This window comes from Paenibacillus sp. LK1, assembly GCF_002750415.1.
In the GTDB taxonomy this organism is placed as follows: domain Bacteria; phylum Bacillota; class Bacilli; order Paenibacillales; family Paenibacillaceae; genus Paenibacillus; species Paenibacillus taichungensis.
Map to the genome: position 1 here is coordinate 114694 of NZ_PEII01000003.1, position 24223 is coordinate 138916.

24 protein-coding genes are annotated in these 24223 nt (G+C 44.6%); 6 read left to right on the forward strand and 18 right to left on the reverse strand.

What is annotated here, in order from left to right; all coding sequences use genetic code 11:
• Positions 1-22: 22 nt before the first annotated feature.
• From CS562_RS07500 to CS562_RS07515, 4 genes are all read right to left on the reverse strand, one after another.
• Positions 23-565 (reverse strand): hypothetical protein, encoded by a 543-nt coding sequence (locus CS562_RS07500; RefSeq protein ID WP_099854786.1) that lies wholly within the window; start codon positions 563-565, stop codon positions 23-25.
• Between the two features lie 17 nt (positions 566-582).
• Complete coding sequence (locus CS562_RS07505) at positions 583-1347, reverse strand: hypothetical protein (protein ID WP_099854788.1); 765 nt, start codon at positions 1345-1347, stop codon at positions 583-585.
• A gap of 342 nt (positions 1348-1689) precedes the next feature.
• Positions 1690-2442, reverse strand: a complete 753-nt coding sequence (locus CS562_RS07510; RefSeq protein WP_099854790.1) for a hypothetical protein — start codon at positions 2440-2442, stop codon at positions 1690-1692.
• Entirely contained in the window at positions 2423-5158 is a 2736-nt protein-coding gene (locus CS562_RS07515; protein WP_180287069.1) for an RNA dependent RNA polymerase, read from the reverse strand. The genes CS562_RS07510 and CS562_RS07515 overlap by 20 nt, the downstream gene beginning before the upstream one ends.
• 268 nt (positions 5159-5426) lie before the next feature.
• On the opposite strand from CS562_RS07515, the gene CS562_RS07520 reads away from it, so the two are divergent.
• Positions 5427-6005, forward strand: coding sequence for a hypothetical protein (locus CS562_RS07520; RefSeq protein WP_076289860.1), 579 nt, complete (start codon positions 5427-5429; stop codon positions 6003-6005).
• Positions 6006-6154: 149 nt separating this feature from the next.
• Here CS562_RS07520 and CS562_RS07525 read toward each other — a convergent pair whose 3' ends face one another.
• The gene (locus tag CS562_RS07525; protein ID WP_099854794.1) at positions 6155-6541 is read right to left on the reverse strand and encodes a DUF423 domain-containing protein; all 387 of its coding nucleotides are present in this window, start codon (positions 6539-6541) and stop codon (positions 6155-6157) included.
• Between the two features lie 278 nt (positions 6542-6819).
• Here CS562_RS07525 and CS562_RS07530 point away from each other — a divergent pair, with 278 nt between their 5' ends.
• Entirely contained in the window at positions 6820-7296 is a 477-nt protein-coding gene (locus CS562_RS07530; RefSeq protein ID WP_083678944.1) for a hypothetical protein, read from the forward strand.
• A 112-nt stretch (positions 7297-7408) separates the two neighbouring features.
• A complete protein-coding gene (locus CS562_RS07535) occupies positions 7409-8257 on the forward strand; it encodes a DegV family protein (protein WP_076289862.1) in 849 nt (282 codons plus the stop codon).
• A gap of 81 nt (positions 8258-8338) precedes the next feature.
• Here CS562_RS07535 and pdaA read toward each other — a convergent pair whose 3' ends face one another.
• Complete coding sequence (gene pdaA / locus CS562_RS07540; protein WP_076289863.1) at positions 8339-9118, reverse strand: delta-lactam-biosynthetic de-N-acetylase; 780 nt, start codon at positions 9116-9118, stop codon at positions 8339-8341.
• Positions 9119-9274: 156 nt separating this feature from the next.
• Complete coding sequence (locus tag CS562_RS07545; RefSeq protein ID WP_053780509.1) at positions 9275-9673, reverse strand: hypothetical protein; 399 nt, start codon at positions 9671-9673, stop codon at positions 9275-9277.
• 148 nt (positions 9674-9821) lie between these two features.
• Here CS562_RS07545 and cysC point away from each other — a divergent pair, with 148 nt between their 5' ends.
• A complete protein-coding gene (gene cysC / locus CS562_RS07550) occupies positions 9822-10460 on the forward strand; it encodes an adenylyl-sulfate kinase (protein ID WP_099854795.1) in 639 nt (212 codons plus the stop codon).
• 109 nt (positions 10461-10569) lie between these two features.
• On the opposite strand, the gene CS562_RS07555 is transcribed toward cysC, so the two are convergent.
• The 9 genes from CS562_RS07555 to CS562_RS07590 all read right to left on the reverse strand — a co-directional run bounded on the left by CS562_RS07555 (position 10570) and on the right by CS562_RS07590 (position 20662).
• Positions 10570-12468: an ABC transporter ATP-binding protein gene (locus tag CS562_RS07555; RefSeq protein WP_180287084.1), complete on the reverse strand. Its 1899-nt coding sequence runs from the start codon at positions 12466-12468 to the stop codon at positions 10570-10572.
• A gap of 6 nt (positions 12469-12474) precedes the next feature.
• Entirely contained in the window at positions 12475-13671 is a 1197-nt protein-coding gene (locus CS562_RS07560) for a nucleotidyltransferase domain-containing protein (protein ID WP_099854799.1), read from the reverse strand.
• A complete protein-coding gene (locus CS562_RS07565) occupies positions 13655-14137 on the reverse strand; it encodes a lasso peptide biosynthesis B2 protein (RefSeq protein WP_099854801.1) in 483 nt (160 codons plus the stop codon). Before CS562_RS07565 ends, CS562_RS07560 begins: the two co-directional genes overlap by 17 nt.
• A 3-nt stretch (positions 14138-14140) precedes the next feature.
• Positions 14141-14440 (reverse strand): lasso peptide biosynthesis PqqD family chaperone, encoded by a 300-nt coding sequence (locus tag CS562_RS07570; RefSeq protein ID WP_063564273.1) that lies wholly within the window; start codon positions 14438-14440, stop codon positions 14141-14143.
• A complete protein-coding gene (locus CS562_RS07575) occupies positions 14437-15384 on the reverse strand; it encodes an aldolase (RefSeq protein ID WP_099854803.1) in 948 nt (315 codons plus the stop codon). The genes CS562_RS07570 and CS562_RS07575 overlap by 4 nt, the downstream gene beginning before the upstream one ends.
• 144 nt (positions 15385-15528) lie before the next feature.
• Complete coding sequence (locus CS562_RS32555; RefSeq protein ID WP_175383968.1) at positions 15529-15666, reverse strand: paeninodin family lasso peptide; 138 nt, start codon at positions 15664-15666, stop codon at positions 15529-15531.
• Positions 15667-15743: 77 nt separating this feature from the next.
• A complete protein-coding gene (locus CS562_RS07580; protein WP_099854805.1) occupies positions 15744-17675 on the reverse strand; it encodes an asparagine synthase-related protein in 1932 nt (643 codons plus the stop codon).
• On the reverse strand, positions 17672-18940 hold the full coding sequence (locus CS562_RS07585; RefSeq protein ID WP_099854807.1) for a sulfotransferase family protein: 1269 nt from the start codon (positions 18938-18940) through the stop codon (positions 17672-17674). The genes CS562_RS07580 and CS562_RS07585 overlap by 4 nt, the downstream gene beginning before the upstream one ends.
• Positions 18941-19321: 381 nt before the next feature.
• Entirely contained in the window at positions 19322-20662 is a 1341-nt protein-coding gene (locus CS562_RS07590) for an MFS transporter (protein ID WP_099854809.1), read from the reverse strand.
• Between the two features lie 262 nt (positions 20663-20924).
• Here CS562_RS07590 and yhbH point away from each other — a divergent pair, with 262 nt between their 5' ends.
• Together yhbH and CS562_RS07600 are read left to right on the forward strand one after the other, a co-directional pair.
• On the forward strand, positions 20925-22091 hold the full coding sequence (gene yhbH / locus CS562_RS07595; protein ID WP_053780501.1) for a sporulation protein YhbH: 1167 nt from the start codon (positions 20925-20927) through the stop codon (positions 22089-22091).
• Complete coding sequence (locus CS562_RS07600; protein ID WP_076289870.1) at positions 22088-23527, forward strand: SpoVR family protein; 1440 nt, start codon at positions 22088-22090, stop codon at positions 23525-23527. The genes yhbH and CS562_RS07600 overlap by 4 nt, the downstream gene beginning before the upstream one ends.
• Before the next feature lie 104 nt (positions 23528-23631).
• Here CS562_RS07600 and CS562_RS07605 read toward each other — a convergent pair whose 3' ends face one another.
• A complete protein-coding gene (locus CS562_RS07605) occupies positions 23632-23910 on the reverse strand; it encodes a hypothetical protein (RefSeq protein ID WP_125477248.1) in 279 nt (92 codons plus the stop codon).
• 3 nt (positions 23911-23913) lie between these two features.
• Positions 23914-24147, reverse strand: a complete 234-nt coding sequence (locus tag CS562_RS07610) for a hypothetical protein (RefSeq protein ID WP_099854811.1) — start codon at positions 24145-24147, stop codon at positions 23914-23916.
• Positions 24148-24223 lie beyond the last annotated feature (76 nt).

Here is a 24223-nt window from a genome sequence, read left to right on the forward strand (position 1 = left end):
TGTCCTCATAAGTGTTTCTTTCTTACACATACCGATAGGAAATACGTTTCTTAAACTGTTGCTTGCCACTTCTTGCATTTAACGGTACTTCACATTGGATGGAGAGTGTCACGTAGTTTCCCGCTGCTTCTTGGGGGTTCCCATTGTTACTCACACCCAGAATTTCTTTTACTCCTGGTGCCATTGGTGTTTCGTATGCTTTTCCGGTATAATCCTTGGTTGTTTTACCAGTAGTTCCAATGGGTTTGGAAAAGGTTTTACCTACTCGGGAACTTTCTTGATCCAGGTCTGTCTCACCCAAGGAATCGACCTGAACATGGAACCAGTTATTTTTAACAACTTCAACTTCATTGCCAACGGTATCCCCTGTACCACCACTCATGTCCCGAGTCGTAAATGTGCAATCTTCCATTTTGGATACGTCGGTTGCACCGTTTCTGTTATTCCACACGTTAAAAATATGAATGGAACTCTTGGTATCTGCGTCAATAACACCGTAATCAAAAGGTGCTGTAATCTCCTTGCTGTGTGTAGCATTCATCCATGTAATGATAGGTTGTGTCATCGTAACTATCTCCCTTTTTATGTTCTGACCGTTAATTGAATCGTAAGATGTTGAATGTTTATGCCTGCTTTGGGGATGTTGACTCTGAAGACGTCTCCAGCCTCCACTTTTTTCACTCTAAATGTTGCATTACCGTTATCACGCTGCTGATTTGCCTCGAACAGTAATGGACTTTCCATTACATCATCCCAGTGTACGAGATTACTAGATCTTTCAATTCTTATTTCCGTTTCCGTATCTCCAGCTACTCCGCTGTACCCCTTCACACTCAAGATCTCACCATTAAACGGAAAGGGAGCAAGAGTTCCTACGATCTCAGGAAATACATGTGAATCTATACAAAATACAATAACCCGATCCTGAACTTCGAGCGGAATATCGCTTAATTTCACATGTTCAGCGGCACTCATGAGTCCATCCTGATCTGAATTAACGGGTTGCAAATTCTGACCAAACACATCAATTTCGACCCAAGTATTTCCATCATAACGATATCGCTTTCCATTCTTATACGTCTGCACAGTCCAGCCCATGTCCGGGGAAGGGTAAAGCGTGTGCAGCTCCTGCCAATCAGAAACCGGTTTCTTATACACTAGCTGGGTTGTCTGATAAGCTTCTTTTGCCTTTTCAGCAGCCTTTAAGGCATCATCAGCAGCCTGAAGTGCACGCTTAATGGCGAGTTCAGTCGCCCCATTCCCTCCACCAGGTTGTCCCGTGCCAGTATGGTCTAGAGCCTCCCTAATTACTGCCTCTACATACGCTACAGTTATTCCATTTGCCATAGTTCACCTACCTTTGTGTTAAATTCCATTATTTTGTTGAACCTGTTATGTACAAATCTTTGTTCATCTAGATTCAATACCTCAATGACTCTTTCAAAATCTACCGTCCTTTAAATCTCTTCTTGAATGGTTATGACAAACACCCCCTTTAAATTGCCCCAACACCTAAACCTGCCCCTGGCTTATCATTAAACAATTTCTTGATAAACGGAGCAAAGCATTGTCCCATCTAGGTTTACAGCGATTTTCTAACGAGGTTAAGTTATAAAAATCAAAAAAAAGAAATCATGTCTTCTGCACCCATGACTTCTTTCCTTAAAATCCAGTTTATAAGCGACGTACTCATTCATTCGAAAGGGTATAACCGGCTCTCTTACATTCCCTGCAATATTTCATTCGGTTTGATCTCGCCAACATTCGTCTCCCGCATACAGTACAATTTTTAATATTTTCTCCTTTCCAACGCAAATACTCCAATACAAAGTCATCAAACCTAACCAGTTTGAAAGCAACTTCATCCTCCTCAACGGCAAACAGCACTTGTACGTTGGTTGAATCAATGTACCTGCTCTCTTTGAGATACCCTAGTTGAATGAGCTTGTGCACGAGTAAGCCTTGATCCTTTTTACTTACTGCCATTTGACTATCACTATAGATCTCTTTTAAATCGTTGTTGATCCAATACGTATCGTTTTCGTTGATCAAATTATTAATTTTACTATATACCAGCAAAACAAAGGCTAGTTTCTCTAAACGTTTACTTTTAAGTTGTTTGATCTTTTGAAGTTCACTATACGTAATGGACACGCTATCGATCTCAATCAGTTTGCTCTTATGCGCTTCTTCCCTAGATTTGATGTACTTTTGAGACTGCTTAATTACACGGGTCAAAAATGTATCCCAATGGACCGTATTATAGTGTGGATAATACTCGGTCATGAAGTTATTTAATAAATCGTAGGTATTATCAGCACTATTGCCTTGCTCAAGCCCATATTTAGCTAAACACCCTAATGTCTTCGTAGGTTTCCTATCCATTTCCCCATACTGTAGTGCCCGCTCGGCATGGCGTCGCTCATTCAGAATGATTTTCACTGTAAAGATCCTCCAGCTTCAATGCATTCATTTTAAACGTTTTCCCACCAAATTCAATATCTCCCTCCGAGTCAATGACTGGATAACCAACCATTTGATCATTAGCATTCAATAAATTACGGATAATCTGATCCCCAGATACGTCCCATACAAATTGCTTTGATTTCTCAACATTCTTATAACATAACGACACAATCATATTGCACAAATCTTCCTCGTTATTGCAAATGCCCAGTGCCTGCTCTTTAAAGCGTGAAACAAACAGTTGCCATTGGGCTGATCGTTCATCTTTTTTTACTTTATTCTTGCGTATGTTCGTCATATAGCTACGTAATTCTTCATTATGAACCTGATACAACTGTTGAATTTCTTTGTATCTGGCTTGTGAATACTTATTGGGGCTCATCAGAATGTTATGGTCAAAGGCTGTATTTGCCTGTTTCAACTTTAATCCCTCAAACACTTTCTCCACCTGGTGGCATAGTCGGTTCATTACAGAGGGTGCCATCGACACAGGCAATCTCTGTTCAAACTGAGTAAGAAACTGTACTTCATCCGTAGATATTTCATTCTTTGAGCGCAATTTATCCATCGTCATACCAAACCGTTGTAAGCACTTCTGACTGGTCTTTTCCACGTACGTTGTATAATCCCGTTTCTGTTCCGGATCGTTGTATATGAAAAAGTACGGTTTTTTATGGGCTACGATGTTCATATCCAATTCGTTCTTTGCAGCAACCCGAATATCATACCAATGTTTAGGCATTCTTTTACACTCGATCCCTTTTGCCTGATCAATGGCATTTTGTTGATAATGCTGACCGCATTGAATCCGATACATCAGTTCCTGATATTCTGCACTCTCCTCTTCATAATTGGCTAGCACATCAAACATTGAAGTAATCTTATTAGTGGTAAAACCGATCAAGTCTCCAAAGCTGTCTTTATTGGCTTGAATCAAATCTTTCTCGTCTGGAATTTTAGGAGCAGAGGTCTTCTGAACACACACAATCGCATCCAGTTCTTGGATCGCATCTAGAACGACTTTATTATCTGTAGTCAGAACCTGATCACTATCCATATCTGCGCCATTCAGAGAATGAGTTGTTGTATCCCATGAATTCAATATGGTGACTGTATTCATATATCGGTACCAATGTCGTATTTCATCCGTATCAATAAAACGAAGCACTTTGATGTTGTTATGACAAGTCATCGGAGCTCTGAAACAAGCCACACGGTTAACATCACGCTCAATCCAATACCTTGAATAAAACTCTCCGGACTTTAACAATCCTGTCAGTGTCATTCCAAATATACTTTGGCACAACGTAAACGGATCACCGGATATGATGCTGAAATTGCCTCTAACTCTCAAAACGCCTATTTTAGCTTCGTTCATACGCTTGCGAATCTGTTTATATATTTTATTTCTTACAAAAGGATCATTGATAAGACGCTGATCAACCATTAACCCTTTGATATAATCGTTTGGACTGTTTTTGAAATGCTGTTCGTTTATATGAATACCCTTGAGAAATAACAATGCCTTGCGATAATCCTCGCCAAGTACATCTTTAATGGAATCTACCGTTGGACGTATGAGTTCACTAATCTGAGCATCATTCAGTTTAAGGGATTGGATAAATTGATAATTCAGATGACGTTCATCCTCCAGCTGCTCAGGTGTGATTTTCGTAACGCTGAATGTGTAACCATAATAACCACAACATAGTAGGTAATCATCAACACTGTTGTATGATCTCCAAAGTTTGAGCATGGATGTCGTTATAATCAAATCCACCTCACGGATATCTATTGAATTACCCCATGCATCATCAACCATGTATTTACACACAACTTTATCTGCAAACTCATGAAAATCAAACGTGAATACCATACCTTTACAAAAGCTATTGCGGATACAAAAACCACTTGGAATATATTCTTGCCCCATCTCTTTGGCCCATCGTTCACTTAATTCAGGAGAAATAAGACCAAACCCATCACTCATATTCATTTGAATAGGCGCATTTCTTTTGCTTTCAATTTGAGGATATTCCGATTCAGTGTCATCAATTTGAATGATATTGGCTTCAAATTCAGTTATACAATCACGTACTACTAACACACGTTCAGGATGTGACACAGGTATGCTTGTACTACAAGCCAATGCCTTGTATGCCTCCAGTTTAGCCGGGATCATCTCCATATTCGGGTTTCTGCCATTGTTCAGTCTTTTCTCCAGAAGCGGGTGAATGTCTTCACTTACATAAATGACCGTTGAACTTTTGGCGCCTCCTGTCGTTGCCAATAAGCGTTTATATTTCTTACCATTAACTTTGAATCCTTTAGAGGAATTTAGTCGGTCATAATCTTTATTGTTTTCAATGACAATCAGCAAGTAATCGCTAACGAATTTCAGTTGATTTAATTCTTCATGTAATCTTTTAATCGTCCTTTTATTTTGCACATTCGTCTTCAATGCTTTTAATTGATGGATCTCTCCCTCGATTTTGGCGATGTCGACATCTCTTTTTTTATATTTTCGAATCGTATCGATGAAACGTAATACCTGGTTATTTCCAATAGATGCCAGTTCTCCATTAACTGTAGCTTCATGATAAGTAAGCTGAAGATCGTATTCCAATTTTCGAATTCTAGAAGATGTAATTTTATACACATACCTCAAGCGATCCTGATATGAACGTCCCATACATGATACCTCCTGTTGCATCCTAGCAATGATTAACTAAATTATATATACAACCAGAATTAATGAAGCCGGAATACAGGACGATCATGGGACGAAAAAAGAAGAGTTTTGGATTCATTCCATTGAGAAAAGGGCGATGATAGGGGATCTTAATCGTACATAAGCTGCTCATTTTCTATGTCTCCAGTACTATGATTATTGCCTTTTTAATGATATAGTGTATTGAAGCATGTTTTTGCTGACATATCTTTTAACGGGGCTGGGATCAATGAAAGAAACCTTATCCAACGAAGAAGAAATCGGCTTTTTATTCAATGTCGATATTCTTATTAAGAGCCGCTCGAATGCATTGGCACTGCAGTCCCTGTTGGAGTTCATAAACAAAGAGGAACAAATTGCGGACTTCCGGATTCAATCCGGCATAGAGCTTGGCAAAATTATTGAAGTGACACTGCAGTCCAAAAAGGACTCATTCGCCTTTCTTCATAAAGAAAGAAAAAAATCACAATCCAATGCAAGACAGAAGAACTCTTCACCAAATCAAGCGACGGCTTCAACCGTTCCAGTCAAACCACCAAGTGAAATCGAAACACCTGATTCCCAGATAGCTCCTTCAACCGAAGCATCCAACACTACCAACGGAAATTCATTCGATGTATGGATTGATACCCTTATCAAAGAAAACCGTCTTACTCGGATCGTTGTGAACAACAAGAACGGCCGGCATCAGAGCATTCCATGCCGAATCTTGAATTTTGATCGGGATACCAGCATTGTAAGCGTCTACCATGTGGATGAAAAACAAGTGTATACGTTCCGAACCAATGAAATTGATGAGTTTCTCTAACTCAATGTGTATTCAATCAAAAAGCAACTTACAGGGGAATTCCACAACATTTCCCAGGCAAGTTGCTTTTTTAGGTAATCATTCATGTAACAATGAACTGCTACATCATAAGTTCTCCATAACTACGCCCAGCTATTGTAAATCCGTCATCATGAGCGATCTTTTCCCCGCTGCCATACATCTATTGCTAATAACAACCATCCGACAATAAAGGCTACCCCGCCGATTGGCGTGATGGCTCCCAATATTTTAATACCCGAAATACTCAGTACATACAGACTGCCCGAGAATATGATAATTCCAATAAACAGCAGGCGTGCTGCCCACTTGAGCTTGGTGGACGGACCAAGCTGGCCCGCTGTAAGACCAATAATCAGCAGTGCGATTGCATGTATCATGTGGTACTGCACTCCGGTTTCATACACGGCTATGGCGTCTGCACCAATTTTTTCCTTTAGCATATGTGCACCAAACGCACCAATAGCTACCGAAAGCATTGTCATTACAGCACCAAGCATCATCCATTTCCGTTGCATTTAACTTCTCTCCCTTAATTCATCTCTCAACTATTATTTTAGCGAATCCTTGCAGTGTTTACCAGCCAGCTACGATGCGAAGGCATTTATATGTCTGGTTATATATACTTTACTTCGCTTTTGCCTCCAAATCGACGAAAACTGGCGTTAAACCTTGATTTTTATCGATTTTTATGGAAAAGTAAAAAGGAATGCCTTCATCCTCTTGATGAGAATCATAATACCCGGATTAGGTTAATTACACTCATGACCACGATTAAGGGAGGGATAACCCATTTATGGATAATCAAAATAACAAGACTAACCATCATCCTTACCAATCCAGTTCCGCTGCGGATTATTCAGATCCCAATCATGATAATCTGTTTACACCTTACCCCTCCGACCTTGAAGATCCATCCATGGGTCGATTGAAACATTCCGGGCCTGGTATTGCAAGTTTTGTGATTGGATTGGTCTCGATCATTGGTTACATGCTGACTTTAGGTATTGCCACAATGGCTATCAACAGTACAATTGGCGTCGTAACTACACCGATCCAAGTGGAAGAGATCGCATTACATCCAGCAGTTGTTCTGGCTTCTCTGGCTGTTCTGGTTTGTCTGATTCTTAATCTGGCTGGACTCATTCTCGGTGTGATCGGGCTCATTCTCAAAAATCGCAAAAAAGTCTTTGCTATCATCGGAACCATTCTCAGTGGAGTCATGATCTTGGCGTTTGCAGGGCTTATAATTGCAGGGATCTATATGATGTAAAAGCATAACTCCGCTTCATTCTCATTCTTCAAAAATGTTAACACTGATCCATCTTATCTTGATCCATATGATCTATTCTATTGCCAAATTTTCGTATCCAAAGGAGATTGACATGTCACGAATCAAAATTTTCACGGACAGCACAAGTGATCTGGCCCCAGCATGGATCCAGCAGCACGATATCGGTATAATCCCTTTATATGTCGTGTTCGGTGAGGAATCACTGAAGGACGGTGCTGAAATTAAGCCGGAGCAGCTCTATGAACGTGTAAGCAGGGATGGGCGTCTGCCCAAAACGGCAGCACCTTCACCTGCTGATTTCATGACGGCATTTCAACCTTACATAGAACAAGGGTATGATATCTTATATATCAGCTTGTCCTCTGAACTTTCATCAACTTACCAAAATGCAAGATTGGCCAGTTCCGAATTTCCAGAAGGTCGCATCTCTGTCGTGGATTCTCTGAATCTTTCTTCCGGGATTGGCCTGATGGTCATGAAGGCAGTTCATGCAGCAGAAAAAGGGCAAAGCCTGATGGAAATTACACATCTCGTTGAAGCCATCAAGCCAAATGTGCGAACGGAGTTTGTCATCGATACGTTGGAGTATCTCTATAAAGGTGGACGCTGCTCTGGCATGCAAAACCTGATTGGTAGTCTGCTGAAAATTCGCCCCGTCATTCGAGTAGCCGATGGCAAGATGTCTCCTGCCTACAAAGTCCGTGGCAAACGGGAAAAGGCGCTGGAACAAATGCTGCAAAACACACTTAACCATAAGGAACAGATCGATCGTGATCTCGTTATCGTCGTGCATACCATGGCCGAAGAAGACGCGCTTGATTTGCAAAAGTCTCTGCAGGAGCAGACTGGAGCACGAGTGGAATTAACTACAGCTGGTTGCGTTATATGTAGTCATTGTGGTCCCAAAACGATCGGTATCATTTATAACACAGTTCTATAAAAGGGCTCAAAGACAAGCCAGAAAGGGCATCCCAAGCTACCGTAGCTCAGGATGCCTTTTTTTTATTGTAAACATGTAACATTAATAACTTTTTGTTTTCAGGTCATTTAAACTTTTGAACGCATATCCTTGCTTACGTGCCTCATCAATGATGGAAGCAAGCGCCTCCGTGTTATCCTTCGACACAGAGTGAAGCAGAATGACTGCTCCTGGATGAAGCTGTTTCAGGACTTGCTGACGTGCATACTCTGTCCCACGCTGCACTTTGGTATCCCAATCTTTATAAGCAACAGACCAAAACACATTAACGTAACCTTGGGCGTGGCTCTCTGCAAGCGTCCGGTTGTTAAAAATGCCACGTGGTGGCCGCAAGAAGGTCGCTTGCTGTCCAGTCAACCGATTGACCTCAGATCGTACCTGATCAAGCTCTGTTCTTATTTTTTCATTGGAAACTCGGGTCATATCGGGATGGCTCCAGGAGTGGTTACCCACTATATGGCCTTCTGCCGACATTCGCTTCACCAATTCAGGCTGGTCTTTCAAATAATGTCCGGTGACAAAAAAAGCAGCTGGCACTTTTTTGTCGCGCAGAACATCCAATATAGCTGGCGTAAACCCATTTTCATAACCGTTATCAAACGTAAGATACAGCTCTTTCTGTTTTGTATCCCCCAGGAAAATGGCATCGTTATGCTGCAATATCTCCTTAAATCCTTCCTGATCAATGGAAGGCAACTGGCCGTTTTGGCTCTTTTTGAAGCCAAAATGATAAGCTCCATTTATTGGCGATGCTTCAGTATGTGCCGGTAATATACCGAACGTCAATACAGCCAGCAGCATGTAAAGAACCATTCGCTTCATTGCTATCCGCTCCTGTTCCTGAAAAATTCGGTTTGTCGTTTCCTATCACGAACACCTTCAGGTAATATGCCACAGGAACAGCTAATGTATGTAAATTTCGATTACAGATCGCTTCACATACTTATACATCATGGAGCCCAGTTCTCATTTCTCCGTTCAAAACCGTTTATTGTCTCGCTCGGGATGATGAAACAATTCAAGTAAGGTCTGAGGTTTTCCACTGGAAGCCAACCATTCTCTAACCATCTCTATTGCACGTGTCTGACCATCACCACTATCCCGCCAGGTGAGCAGCTCAATGACTTTAATAATCAGGGCAGACATATTATGATTATCATGCTCAGAGCGATCTGCGCGCAATTTATGATATAAAGCCTCCTGCTCCCAATCAAGCAAAATCTCGTCACCAATGGTAGGCTTCATCAAGGTATATGCCCTGCCACACTCTGAACAGCGAACCGCACTGACCTGCTCTTGAGCAAAGATTGCCCGAATATCCTGATCACAATCCGCGCACTGAAAATATACCTGTATGTTGTGTATGTTATTGTTCATCTTGGTCTTCCTCCTGCTATGTATGTACTACATCTATACCCGAATTGTCGTTGATTCACGCTAAATTCCGCCAAATTCAGAAGGTGCTATAATCTTGTAAATATGTTAAAATATTATACATATCATAAGTAGGAAGAGGCGGATACCCATGTCAAAGGAAGAGCGTAACATTACCTGGCAGCAATCCAGCTTAAACAGGCAGGACAGGGAAAAACATAATGGTCATCGCAGTCGAGCCTTATGGTTCACCGGCCTATCCGGTGCAGGAAAATCCTCGCTTGCATTTGCCCTGGAGCAGTACCTGTATGAAAAAGGGGTTCATTGTTACGTACTTGATGGGGATAACGTACGTCATGGACTGAATCGGGATCTTGGGTTCACGGCCGAGGATCGGCAAGAAAATCTGCGACGGATTGGTGAAGTATCCAAGCTGATGGTAGATGCCGGGTTATTTGTTCTTTCCGCCTTTATCTCGCCAGATGCACAAGACCGGAATATGGTTAAACAGCTCTTTGAAGCTGATGATTTCATTGAAATTTATGTTCGTTGTTCGATCGAAGAATGCGAACGCCGTGATCCGAAGGGACTTTACAAAAAGGCACGCAGCGGTGTTATTCCACATTTCACAGGCATTTCTGCCCCTTACGATATTCCAGAAGATCCTACACTGATTATTGATACCGAAGAGCTGTCCATCGAAGAGGCCGTGCATGAAATTGTGCAGCATCTGGAACGTGTTGGTGCTTTTCAGCTGCCGCAACCTGTTAGCAATGCCATCGTTCACTAACTGCAAATGGCGATCAGATTGAATTACTTTCCTACTACACATACTTCAAAGGCGCTGCCTTTAATGGCGCGCCTTTTTTCTTTGTTCATTTCCGGGTTTACAGAGAGAATTATTGCCCCACGACACCTGCCTGCATATTCAACAGTTTGCTGAACGTGCCCACCGGATCAGTAGACAATTGCTGATAACCCCCTTGTTGGATAACCCGGCCCTCATCCAATACAATCACTCGATCCGCTGTTCGAATAGTGGATAGTCGGTGTGCGATAACAATTACGGTAACATGCCCTTTCAGGCGTTCAAGAGCCTCATGAATATGCTGTTCGTTCTCACTATCCAGCGCACTTGTCGCCTCATCCAATACCAATACAGAAGGGTTCCGAAGCATGGCGCGGGCAAGCACCAAACGCTGACGTTCACCACCAGACAGGCGGATGCCCCGATCACCGATAATGGTATCCAGTCCTTGTGGAAGTTTGCGGACAAACGCTGCAGACGAAGAAAACTGTAATGCATGCCACATCTGTTCTTCACTGGCATTTGGATCAACCAGGCGCAAATTTTCACGAATACTCGTATGGAACAAAAAAGGGTCCTGAGAGACATATCCGATTGAACTTCTCCAGGCTAACAATCGATTCTCGGTTAACGGCACCCCATCCACCAAAATCTGACCACTCTCCGGACGTATGAGTCCCATAATCAGATCAATCATCGTGCTCTTCCCGGCTCCCGACTTGCCTACAATGGCCGTCATGCCTTTCGCAGGGATGGATGCATTCGCTTCGAGTAACGAGTAGGTATCACTGCCTTCGTAGCGATAATTCACATGCTGACACTCGATGGATTCCTGAAGTACCAAGGGTTCAATAATACGCACAGCGTCATCTTCCTGCTCAGTCGGCTTGACCTGGGCCTTCATTCTAACGGAACGTGGACCGGGAACCGTTAACTCCTCATCATATGGTTCACCAGCATTACCCGTTTTTTCGCTAATCTCACGACTTTTCTCGGTTTCTGTCTGTAACTCTCTCACAATCTGAAACGCGGGCAGCATCGAACTCATATACTCCAGATTAGATTGAATGGACGTGAAACGTGGCCACAACCGTGAAAAGATCAGAATGATGAGCAACAAACTTGCCGGAGGGACAGCGAGCACATGCAGGGATAAATAGATAAAAGCAGCAATAATGACAGCTGCGGATATTCGATGAATCAATTGTGTGCCGCTGTTCAACTGGCTGAACTGAATCACGTTACGTTCAATTCGCCCACACATACGTTCAAACCAGCTAATATGTGATTTTTCGAGCATATTGCTCTTAATATCCTTGATACCGTTAAAGTGCTCTGTAATACCGTTATAATAGCTCTGGGAATATTCCGATGTTTGATCCCCGATCTGTTTTGCCCGTTTCACGAATTTTCTTAAGACAATAAACAATACCAATCCGCAGACCAGGACAAGGGCGGTTAATTTGGCAGACAACCAGAATGCCAGGCCGATTTGAATGCCGGTGAAGATCAAGGAAGCCGCCATTTGCAGCATAATATTCGTTCCCTGACTGACACGAGCGAGTTCGGTCGTTAATATATGATTAAAATCGGATTTTCGTTTTTGGAGAAAAAAAGACCACTGCGCCATAATGATGGCACGATAGGTTTCCATGCGCAGCGTTCGAACAAATTGCTGCTGAATTCGAGTGTTGCGAATCGTCTGAAGACGTTGTAGCCACGCCTGTCCAGAGACAATGAGGACAAAGGTCAACAATACCAGCAGCAGCCGGCCATTTTCCGGAAAACGATTTAAAAATTCTGAAATCCAGGGTAAGTGTAGACCTGTTGAACCCATTTCAAAAATACCAATAAGACTTAACATCGGAACGAGCATATATATGCCGATTCCTTCCATCAGACTGATACAGATCATGCCCAGCAGGTTCCAATACAACACTGGGCCCGTTACACGATGCAATTTCCGCATAAAAAATTGTAGTTCCGAAATCATACGTTATCCCCTCTCCGTCATCGTGTTCCTTTTGATTCGCCGCCAGAACCAGAGAAACGGACGTAACGGAAAATACAAAAAATGCAGTGAACGCGGAAGTGGTAGTTGGTCTACATCCCAGGTACTTGGATACAAACGTTCGATAAAGAAAAACAGCTTCTGCCTTGTGCTTCGCAGTGCGAACAGATAGGAACGATAACTTTTTACATCTGCCGGGCTCTCAATCATCTCATTCATAAACACTATGCCGCGTCTGGCTAATTTCTCTCCAACACGTTCGTGAGAAGACAACAAAGCAAGATAATTGGCATCCAACGGGGTGTCCAGTAATACCGAAGCCAGATGAAGAGCTTGTGATCCGATAGATAATCTGCCTTCTGCTTTCAGGCGTCGCTCCACTTTTTTGACATCCAGTGGCATATTGCGAATCATCTGGTCGATATCCAGTAACCAGCGCAGTCTGAACCACCCGTGTCTTGCGCCGTGCGTCACCAAATATGCCCACAGATCCTCCCTTTCCAGCATACGGACAGGCGTCTGGGTATAGGTGCTGAATCGGCTGCGTTTCCACAATAATTCAAAATCGGTTTCTCTTCCGGAGTCCGGGTTAAGCCGCCAATGGATCTCGACTTGGGTTCTTTTGACCGGGTGTTTGTAACAGATATGATGTTCCCGCCATTTCCAGCTGGAAACAGTTGGTGTTCTCTTACCTTCCTTCGATTCATAACCAAGCGATTCAAGAATCTCTTCCGCGAACTCCACATCATCAAAGGGAATGAGAATGTCCAGATCTTTAGAGGTCCGCAAAGAAATATCTCCGTATAGATCATGTGCCAGCGCAGGCCCTTTGAGCGTAATATTCCGTATGCCTCGTTCACGAAAAGCACCACATACCTGCTCCATCTCGGCTGTCAGATGTAACATGCGGAACGTATTAGTTGTATATTGCTGCCTCAGGTTTTCCACTACAAAAGCGGGAATAACCGCTGAATACAACTCTTTTATTTTCAGATATAGAACAGAGTACAGTCGATGATGATGGGCGAGCTGCAAAAAGAGCTGCCAGTCCATGTCCTTCATCCGTATTTGGGCGTCCTCAGAGGTTATTGCTGTTAGATCGCCTTTAATCATGCTCAAAATCAGCTTAAGCTCCTGCGGAAAATCCGCTGTATATTGTTCCCACTCATGTATCGTAGACAATCTCCCCAGCTCCCTTCTCAGGACACCGTTTGCCAAACACGCCGACAACCGTATATTGGTCCATTGTATCTGCTCCAGTCACAATCAATTTCCCACTTCGCAGCCATGCATGAGCCATCATTTGGCCTTGTTTATTACGTGCAGTACCCATATATAGAGTACTCTCCATTTTACGGCGTTCCAGCATCTTCATCGCTGCGATTGCCATGACAAGGCAACGACTCTCCCATAATGTATGCCTGCTAGCAATGAGTATAGCTTTAGAAATATTTCGTATTGTCGTCACATCACTTCGATTGAGTCCCTTCATCGGCGTTTCGTACATGGGTGTACCGAGACCAGGAGCAATCTTGGCAAAAGGCATCGCCTTTAGTATTCGTGCCCATCCAAGGTGGACATAAGCTTCCCATACCAATCCACGAATTTCACGCGGCAATGAACGATATGCTTTTATTTTTCGCAACATGGTCTACTCTCCGCGGGTAACGTCAATTAATCCTTCATGCGTCAAATGCTCTAGAAATTGTACAACCTGCTCACGGCATATGTCTGGTTCAATCTCATATTCTGAAGCTAACACTTCAACCAATTCAGTCAATGTTCGTTCTTGGCTGATTAGATCCCAGATTCGTCCACCTGTGCTGCCCAGATTATAGTACTTGCCGTTATGGATGCTCATCATGACTTTTTCCCCGCCCATGTCACTGACAAGATTGCCTTCCTTACGCAACACACGGTCTTCCCCATTCATTGGCTTCGTTGCTGTCATTGTCCCGTATACACTCCTTTGCGTGCATATTCTGTAATTCGGTCAGCCATCTCAAATGCCGTAAAATCAGAGCCTGACCTCGTGATTCTAAAAACTTCAATACCGGCAGACAGCCGTGAGACCGTCTCGAACAGCCATTGTGCCAGACCCTGTCTGGAAACAAGTCCACTACGAAATGTATGAGAGCACAACATGTGAAGGCGTTCCAATCCGGCAACTTCCTTCAGTTGTACGGGTTTAAGCATCTCTTCCGGCTTCGGATCAAGTTCAAAAACAGCGGCAAGCGGAACAGGTCTATCATGAAAATAGTGCTGAACCGGTATCGCGTATTTCGTAATTTCCGCATGAACCGTTGCGTAATCCTGTTCCTTCATGCCGAATCCGTCTAGACTAGGCTGCCATAACTTTTGCTGCGGATAACCCGGTGATACGATTGCTCTTCCTCCTGCATCCCATGTCAGTGCCACGACATCATCCGTTAAGAGCGGAAAGCCGCGTGAGGCAAGTGCAGCTGATAACGTAGATTTGCCTGCACCCGAGTGTCCAACAAAGGCATAAGCCCAACCATCAATGACCACCGCACTTCCGTGCAGCGGAAGAATGCCGCGCTGCATCATAATGACGGCCATACATGTGCCCAGCACAAATAACCTAACCTTTTTGTCATCAGCTCCCGTTTGAGGGGATACCACGATGCGGCGTCCTTGTTCCATAAGAAACAGACCCGTATCCTCGATCCGAAAAAAAAGACTGCCATTTCGGGATACAAAGTTATCGCTCCCCACATCCCACGCTTCCCACTGTGCCGCCAAATCAGCTATTTCAATGTGTACATCCGTATGGGCAGTTAGAGAATCTGTACTGCTCTGTACGATTTGGAGTTCAGGCATTGGGAATTGGCTCAACCAACGCAAGCCATACGCTTCATACTGCACAGGCAACAATGAATGACTCCTCCTTCGCAATTCTGCTTGTAAGTAAAAAAGCCCTTATATTCGCATTGCTCAATATAAGGGCGGAGGCGAAAAGTTGGAATATTGCCCTTTCCGCCCTTCTAAGTATGATGGCACATGTTAAAACTAAACAACTTAGGAAGTTGGATCGTAGAGATCAGCATCGTGGACAGTAATCCAGTCGATCTGTCTGTAACCTACTCCTGCCATCGTTTGGTTCACTTCCAATACTTCCAGTGCTGGTGCTTGCCATTCCTTTTTTTCCATTTGCATCGTGTTCACCTCCTCTCATGTGTTAACTGATCAATGAACCTGTAGCCTAGTTCATATCGCTACATCCATTAGCTACATCAGAACTTTCGAATGAATCGATACACGATCAGGCTATGCATCATCAACCGCAAGTCCGGGTGGGAAGCAAGCTCCGGCCGAGGGTTTGGAAAATTAGCAAGTGCGGACTTGATTCGCTCTGTGTTCAATATGCCAGCGACCCGGCTGTCAGAACATAACGCACGCAATTCGGCAGTAAAATCGCCCCAATTTGGAATCATGCGGTGCAACCAATCCGCGGGCTGAACACCACGCACTCGCTGGTTTAACCTAACTTTGTCAGGCAACTCAGGTGATGTAGCCCGCCGAATCAAAGCACGATCCGTCCCTTGATTAACATATTGTTCAATCGGGACTGACAGACAGAAACGGATCACTCTAGCGTCACTCGTAGGATCACGCTCCCACGCCCGATAACGTAGAGAGCATTTGGTGGCGACAGCACCATTTTTGTTCGCAATGGCCAGATTGTTGAACTTCTCTGCCCGTACTTTGAGCGCATCTGCCTGAGCACCACCTTGCAGAACAATAATAGATTTGAGCCGTTCCAATACGCCTGTTCGTCTAGCAAACTCCGGATGGATTAATTGCACCGACGCAGCTTGGGCAGCCCCCTTTGCCATGGATTTGAACAATTCCGGATACGCTTTACGACCCGTAATTTTGGCAATTCGTGAGAACTTCATCCCGGTACGTTCACTGTACTGCTGCATTTCCCGGAGCCACCGGAACCAACGTCCGCTTTTTAGCAAACTGGCGTAATAATCTAGTGCTGGGCCCCAGGAGACCGTGAAGTTGCCCCGCGCTCCAGTCAATAGAATGCCTGCATCCTGCTGGCTCGCTTTTTCATAAAAACCCCGAATCCAGAATGAATTCTCAAAGTATTTATAAGGCATTTCCATAATATCAAGCCAGGTGTCCACTTCACTAAGTGGGCTTCTACCCTCAAAATCAAGATAATTCTCCTTGATATTACCGACATGATTAACCGTAGACTGGATAAACGGGCGTTCATCTGCTAACAGTGTTTTCGATGTGTAATCCGTAAAATCAGACACCGGAACGTAGCTGTAGGCATTTAATGTTTTCCCTTGACTCCGCAGAGTTCCTGATGCATATCCAACCACAGCCCCAGAATCCAGTCCTCCGCTTAAAGCAGCAGCCACCTGTCGATGCGTTCGCAAACGCGATCCAACAGCTTGACCAAATACCTCACGGAATGCTTCTACATATTCCCCGTCGGACTTGAGCCGTAGAGGCTCCACTTCGTCCCAGCGATGATATTGTTTCTGTTCCAGCCTGCCATCCCTAAAGCTAAGCGTATGGGCAGGGGGCAGCTGGCTCACTCCCCGATAGACGGTCGAATGGATATCTGCTGAGTCATGCATGTCGGGAATGGCAAGAAATTCGGACAACCAGATTTCGTCCAGTTCTTTATGTACACCTTCCAATTGCAGCAGCGGATTCATTAAGGTACAGAAGGCAAACCGCTCACCATCATGCCGAAAATAAAAGGATCTCATGCCCGTAATATCTCTGGCAGCGAAGAGTCTACGCTTGCGATCATCCCAGATTGCGAAAGCGAAATCGCCAAGCAGTTTCTCTGCCATATGTTCATCCCACCGCTGATAAGCTCGCAAGATCAGTTCACTATCCGACAATCCGGCTAACTCCGCCCTCGATATGGACAGTTGATCTGCCAGCTGCTCCCGATTATCCAAAATGGCATCCGCCGTGATAGTCAGACCACTCACTTCATCATATAAGGGCAATTGCTCGTTGACCGACTCCGGCGTAATCCACTGGGCGTGGCAGCTTAGAAAAGCTTCATTGCCTTTCCATACTCCCGTTGTATCCGCCGGAACGTGGCCCAGACTGGCATATAAGCGCCAGCTGTCCTCCCATAACGCTTGCTGACCATCGGTGTGAACAATTCCTGCTATAGCGCTCATGACTTTCCTCCCCGGAGTATCTTGCGCTGTGAAGCCCAGGCGCTTATCTGGTTCCCAAACGGAATCAAGGATTTGATACGCTGAATCTTGCTGTGAGCAGACGCAAGCTGTACCTTCAACCGTTCCCGCTCATTGTACCCTCGCTCCAGCCGATTATCGGCTGCACGTAATGCGGCTTCCAACTGCCTGATCGTTGCCAGTGCGGCCAGTGTCGGGTCAATTGCATCGGGTTCATTCGCTGCCTGATTATCCTTGTTTCCATCTGGAGTGTTGCTCGCTAGGTCTACAGGCTGCATCCGGTAACCTTGCTGCCAGCTGCTGCCCGTTGCTTCTGAGAATTGACGCGTTAACTTGGAGATGACTTCCTCATCCGGGCCAGCTTCGTAACGTACACCCGTCCATTGCTCGGCTTCTTCGAGCTGTTCACTGTAGCCCATCCGATGGAATAGATCTGTGCCTATCACCCGGCAATAGAATTCAACTTCCTGTGGATCGAGTATTTTTTTCCAGTTGTTAACAGAATCTTTATGAGCTTCCTGATGCGAGGATAGAAACGGATCACCGACACCCATACTATAGAACATATTGGACTTTGTACTGTCCACAAAGCGTCCATATTGCTCTATTCCCTCTTCATATCCGATGCCAAGAAAACCGCATAACTTTTCCATTTCGTCCCGAGGGTTGGAGACAAGTTGTTCATATTGAACTTCATAGGCATTCGTGTGTTTGTCCGCAAAATAATCATTTAAACGGAGCATGCCCAGTGTGAGATCAACTGCTTTCATATTAAGGTTCGGACTCTGCAAGCTGCGAATCAGTTCGAATCCTTCTCCGGTATGGCGGTTTACCTTTTTGTAGGAAGCAGCTATGGCAAGGGGGTTACGCTGGAGATGAATGCGCTTGGACTGTGGAAACAGGCGATCAAGCCATTCCAGCATATAATAGTAACGAGGAGATTTATCTACGATGAAGTCTGCCCCGCTCCCCTCCAGAAATCCGTTATAGATTTCAAGAGCAAAGCTTCTGCACGCCTTCTCAAAACCTTCGTCTGAAACCATAGCGCTGTAAAACTGACGGATAATGGCACTTCCACCATAGGGGCGGGAATCAGCCTTCTGCAAATCTACAAGATTCATCAGAAACCACATCTCCTGTGTGGCAAATACACGGCTGTGATTTTGCAGCATCACGGTGGATAGCGAACTTCCACTGCGAGGTACACATAGTAGTAAGACAAGTCCGTTACCATGAACATCTACCAATGGCAGCCTCTCCTCTGTAAAATTAAAATAAGCATGCAGTTGGTATAGCTCTTTATATCAATATCCGCTAATATTCCCATACGGGAATAGGTAAAATGGATGATGTACTTTCGACAATCTTTAGATACGATATGTATTCATGCTTTTACTCTATGATACAAAATGTATCATGTCAATCTTTTATTTTCACCTTTTCATAATATCTTTCTATCCACTCTATTCTGTTTTCTGTCGTTTAAGCACTTATACTTATTCTATGACCCTCATCATTTGTAACTATTGCATGAACATGAAAAAGCTCCAGAGCAGTTTACGAATAAACATGCCCATGGAGCTACTATTATTAATGATGAACATTAGCTATAAAACGTTAATAACCACTTATCCAGTCGATCTTTCCTCTGAGCTTTTTCCCGAAATGGGATGATGCATCCAGCCCTGCCCTTCTTCCTGATCCGCCTGAATCGCATCCGACATCCCCTGCTGCACTTTCACAGTCACCAGCACTGCAATCCCCGCAGCGAAAAAGAAAATTAAAGACAGAATCCCCCAACGGGTTGACCCTGTTAATTGGCCCACCCAACCAAATACAAACGGCCCAAAAATAGAAGAAAATTTTCCTGTAATATTCACAAATCCAAAATACTCTCCAGTTCTACCAGCAGGTATCAAATTACTGAACAAGGAACGCGCTGTCGATTGACTTACGCCCTGCACTACACCAACCAGCCCAGCGAGCAGATAAAAATGGATGGCTGACGTCATGAAATACCCTAAGATAACGATGCATATGTAAATAGACAAGCTTACCATCAACACCTGCTTTGCGCCCCAACGCTGTGCCCATGCCCCCAGCAACAATGTGCAAGGAAACCCGATAAACTGGGTCAGTAACAAAGCAAGCATCAGATCTGCTGTTCCGATCCCAATGCTTGTTCCATAGATCGTTGCCATCAAGATAATCGTGTTAATGCCGTCATTGAAAAACCAGAAAGCAACCAGCATGCGCATCAGCTGCGGAAAACGCCGTATCTGGCGAAAAGTTTGGCCAAGTCTGCGTACACCCACTCCTGCATACCCTTTCCATGACTTGGGCATATCCGGTGCAGTAGGTCGACGCGGGGCATGGCGGAATAAAGGAATGGAAAATACCAACCACCACAACGCTACGGAAATAAAAGCAAGTCTTGTTCCCGCAAGTGTGCTCGCCATCCCAAACCACCCTGGCTGCTGAATCATGAGCATATTGATCGCAAGCAACAATCCTCCACCAATATAACCATAAGCATAGCCTTTGGAGGAGATCATATCTCTTCGATCGGCAGACACCAGATCAGGTAGCATTGCATCATAGAATGTATTTCCACCTGCAAATCCGATCGTCGAAATGACCAGCAGTGCAGAAGCGAGCAGCCAGTCTCCCTCCCCAATGAAACTGAAACCGAGTGTTGCTACGATGCCAATAATTGAGAATACACGCAGAAAATCACCTTTGCGTCCCGATAAATCCGCTAATGTCCCCAGCAAAGGGGTTAACAGTGCTACACATAACATACCGATGGAATGGGTGTATGCCAGATAAGATGCTGCGGTATCTGCATCGAGTGTAGCTGCAGCCACGGAAGCGTAGAAGACGGGGAGAACGGCAGCAAGTACCGTCGTCGCATAGGCCGAGTTGGCCCAATCATACATAATCCATGCCTTAACTGCCCTTTTATCCAAATGGTATCCTTCCTTTACACACATCCCTCTGAGGGATGCCAAGTAAACACCTGTCCCTATTGTAAAGGAAGTTCGTCACACTTGTTCATCGTTTCTGTAAAAAAGTTCCGGACGATCTGTACAATTTTAGATGATCCCGTAAGGCAAACTCGCGTAATTGTATCATTTTATCTACTCACGCATCACATATCGTCCCCGCCCGTGAATATACTTAATTACCGACAGGCCAAACTGTGCCGCGTAATCAATGGGGGGTGCCTACATGTCAAATTCACACCAGCCTTACTCGTTCGTCGTATCCCGGGAAGATTGGTCGCTTCACCGCAAAGGGTACCAGGACCAGCAACGCCATCAGCAAAAGGTTAAAGATGTCATCAAGCAGAATCTGCCTGATTTGATTACTGAAGAGAACATCATTATGTCCGATGGACAACAAATCATCAAGGTACCAATCCGCAGCCTGGATGAGTACCGTTTTGTGTATAACTACCAAAAGCAAAAACATGTGGGGCAGGGAGATGGTGACAGTCAGGTCGGGGATGTCATCGGTCGTGATCCCGCTTCGAAGAAACCAGGCAAAGGTGAGAAGGCCGGAGATCAACCCGGGCATGACATTGTTGAAGCCGAGGTGAGCATCGAGGAATTGGAAGATATGCTTTTTGCGGAACTGGAGCTTCCGGATCTGAAGCAAAAAGATAAGGATCAGATTGAGACACATACAGTGGTATTCAACGATATTCGCAAAAAAGGCATGCAGTCCAATATTGACAAGAAACGCACCATATTGGAGAACCTGCGTCGCAACGCCACTACCGGCAATCCGGGTATTCACCATATCAGTCCGGATGATCTGCGTTACAAGACGTGGGAAGACAAAATCATTCCACAGTCCAATGCAGTCATTATCGCCATGATGGACACATCCGGGTCCATGGGCTCCTTTGAGAAATATTGCGCTCGGAGCTTTTTCTTCTGGATGACCCGCTTCCTCCGCCGTCAGTATGAGAAGGTCGAGATTGTTTTCCTCGCCCATCATACCGAAGCCAAGGAAGTGACCGAGGAAGAATTCTTCACACGAGGGGAAAGTGGAGGCACCATCTGCTCCTCTGTATATATGAAGGCACTGGAAATTATCGATAGCCGTTATCCACCTTCCAGCTACAATATCTACCCTTTCCATTTCTCGGACGGAGATAACCTGACCTCGGATAATGAGCGGTGTGTCAAACTGATTGGGGAATTGATGAAGCGCAGCAATATGTTTGGATATGGCGAGGTGAACCAGTACAACCGCAGCAGCACACTCATGTCCGCCTATCGTCATATCAAGATCGACCAGTTCATGTATTATGTGATCAAAGAAAAAGGCGAAGTGTACAAAGCTTTGCGCAGCTTTTTCCAGAAACGGGAAGGAGGCAGCGTAAGATGACAGATGAAATCCGCGACCTTGAATACGCCATTGCCGAGATTATGGAGATTGCCGATGGATTCGGCCTGGATTATTATCCGATGCGTTATGAAATATGCCCTGCCGATATCATCTATACCTTTGGAGCGTATGGTATGCCGACCCGGTTCAGTCATTGGAGCTTCGGGAAGACTTTTCATAAAATGAAGATGCAATATGATTTTGGACTCAGTAAAATTTATGAGCTCGTCATCAATTCCAACCCTTGTTACGCCTTCCTACTGGATGGCAACTCGCTGATCCAGAACAAGCTGATCGTCGCACACGTGCTGGCTCACTGCGATTTCTTCAAAAACAACGCCCGCTTCTCCAAGTCGAATCGTAATATGGTGGAGAGCATGGCAGCGACGGCTGATCGGATCAGCAACTATGAGATGGAATATGGTACAGAGGCCGTTGAAGCGTTCATTGATGCCGTTATAGCGATTCAGGAACATGTCGATCCACAGTTGATCAAACCCCGCCACTTGGACAAACAACGTTATATGGAGATGAAAATGCGGGAGCAGCGTGGGGAGAAAACGCCAAGGCCGGAAGGTCGCTATGATGACTTGTGGTCCCTTGATGATACCCAGATCGAGGAAACACCTGCGGAAGGAATACAAGTGCATCACTTTCCACCAGAACCGGAAAAGGATGTTATGTGGTTTATCCAGGAATTTTCTGAAGTGTTGACGGATTGGCAGCGGGATATTATGAGTATGATGCGTGAGGAAATGCTCTATTTCTGGCCGCAGATGGAAACGAAAATTATGAATGAAGGCTGGGCCTCCTACTGGCATCAACGTATTATACGGGAGCTCGACCTGAACAGTGAGGATACGATTGAATTTGCCAAACTAAACTCTTCCGTCGTGCAGCCATCCAAGCAAAGTTTGAATCCCTACTATTTGGGGCTGAAAATATTCGAGGATATTGAACGTCGCTGGGATAACCCGTCCAAAGAAGAACGAGAACGTTTTGGACGTCAACCCGGGCAAGGTCGTACCAAAATGTTTGAGGTACGTGAATTCGATTCCGATACTTCATTTATCCGCAATTACATGACCAAGCAATTAACCGAAGACCTCGACCTCTATGTATTCGAGAAAAAGGGCCCGGACTGGAAAATTACCGACAAGTCCTGGCAAAACATACGGGATCAGCTTGTATTTTCACGCATCAACGGTGGTTCTCCGTATCTCGTCGTTCAGGACGCCGATTATCTGCGAACAGGAGAACTCGTGCTCAAGCATCAATACGAGGGCATCGAGCTGGATCTGAAATATATGGAACGGACCCTTCCTTATCTGTACCGTCTCTGGGGGCGTACCGTCCATGTAGAAACACGGGTGGAAGATAAACCGATCTGGTTCACATATGATGGCAAGAAGCATCACCGCAAGTTTTTATCATAAGAACACAAAAAAGCGGCAAGTCCCTGGCATATGGCGGGGACTTGCCGCTTGGCAATTAAGTGAATAGTAGTTTGCAAATCAATAGAATCAGGCACGTGTTAAAATCAATATTTAAAATTGCGTTTCATTGCACCGTGCTTCAATGAAGTTATCACATAGCGCTCACCTTTGTCCAACACTTTGTAAGATACAACGTATTGATCCACGATACAGTAATATGTGTTTCGATACTCACGTGACGGCATTAATGTGCCCATGGTGACCACTTTCTGTTCCACTCGGCGAATGAGATTCATTTTATATTCCATTGTTTCTTGATCTGTAAAATGTTCGCTCTTGATCTGGCGAAGTCGGTTCATCGCCGTGGCGGTCCATTGAACCATCAATTACAACTCACCACGCTTCACCAGTTCAATGAGGTCATCTGTCGAATACAACTTGCCTTGCTTGATGTCTTTCTCGGATGCTTCAATCATTTGTCGTAATTCCGGATCAGAATCCAGCTCATCCACCGGGTTATACACTTCATATTCCAAGCCGGCAATACGAATGAATTCCTTATGATCTTTCTCATAGGATTCAATGACGGTGCCATCAGGAGCTTTCAGACTAAAATTCATCCCTTGCAACCTCCTTCGATGATATCGCTAAACCTGCTGATGAGAACCTTAATCTGAATTATAGCATACAACCGTG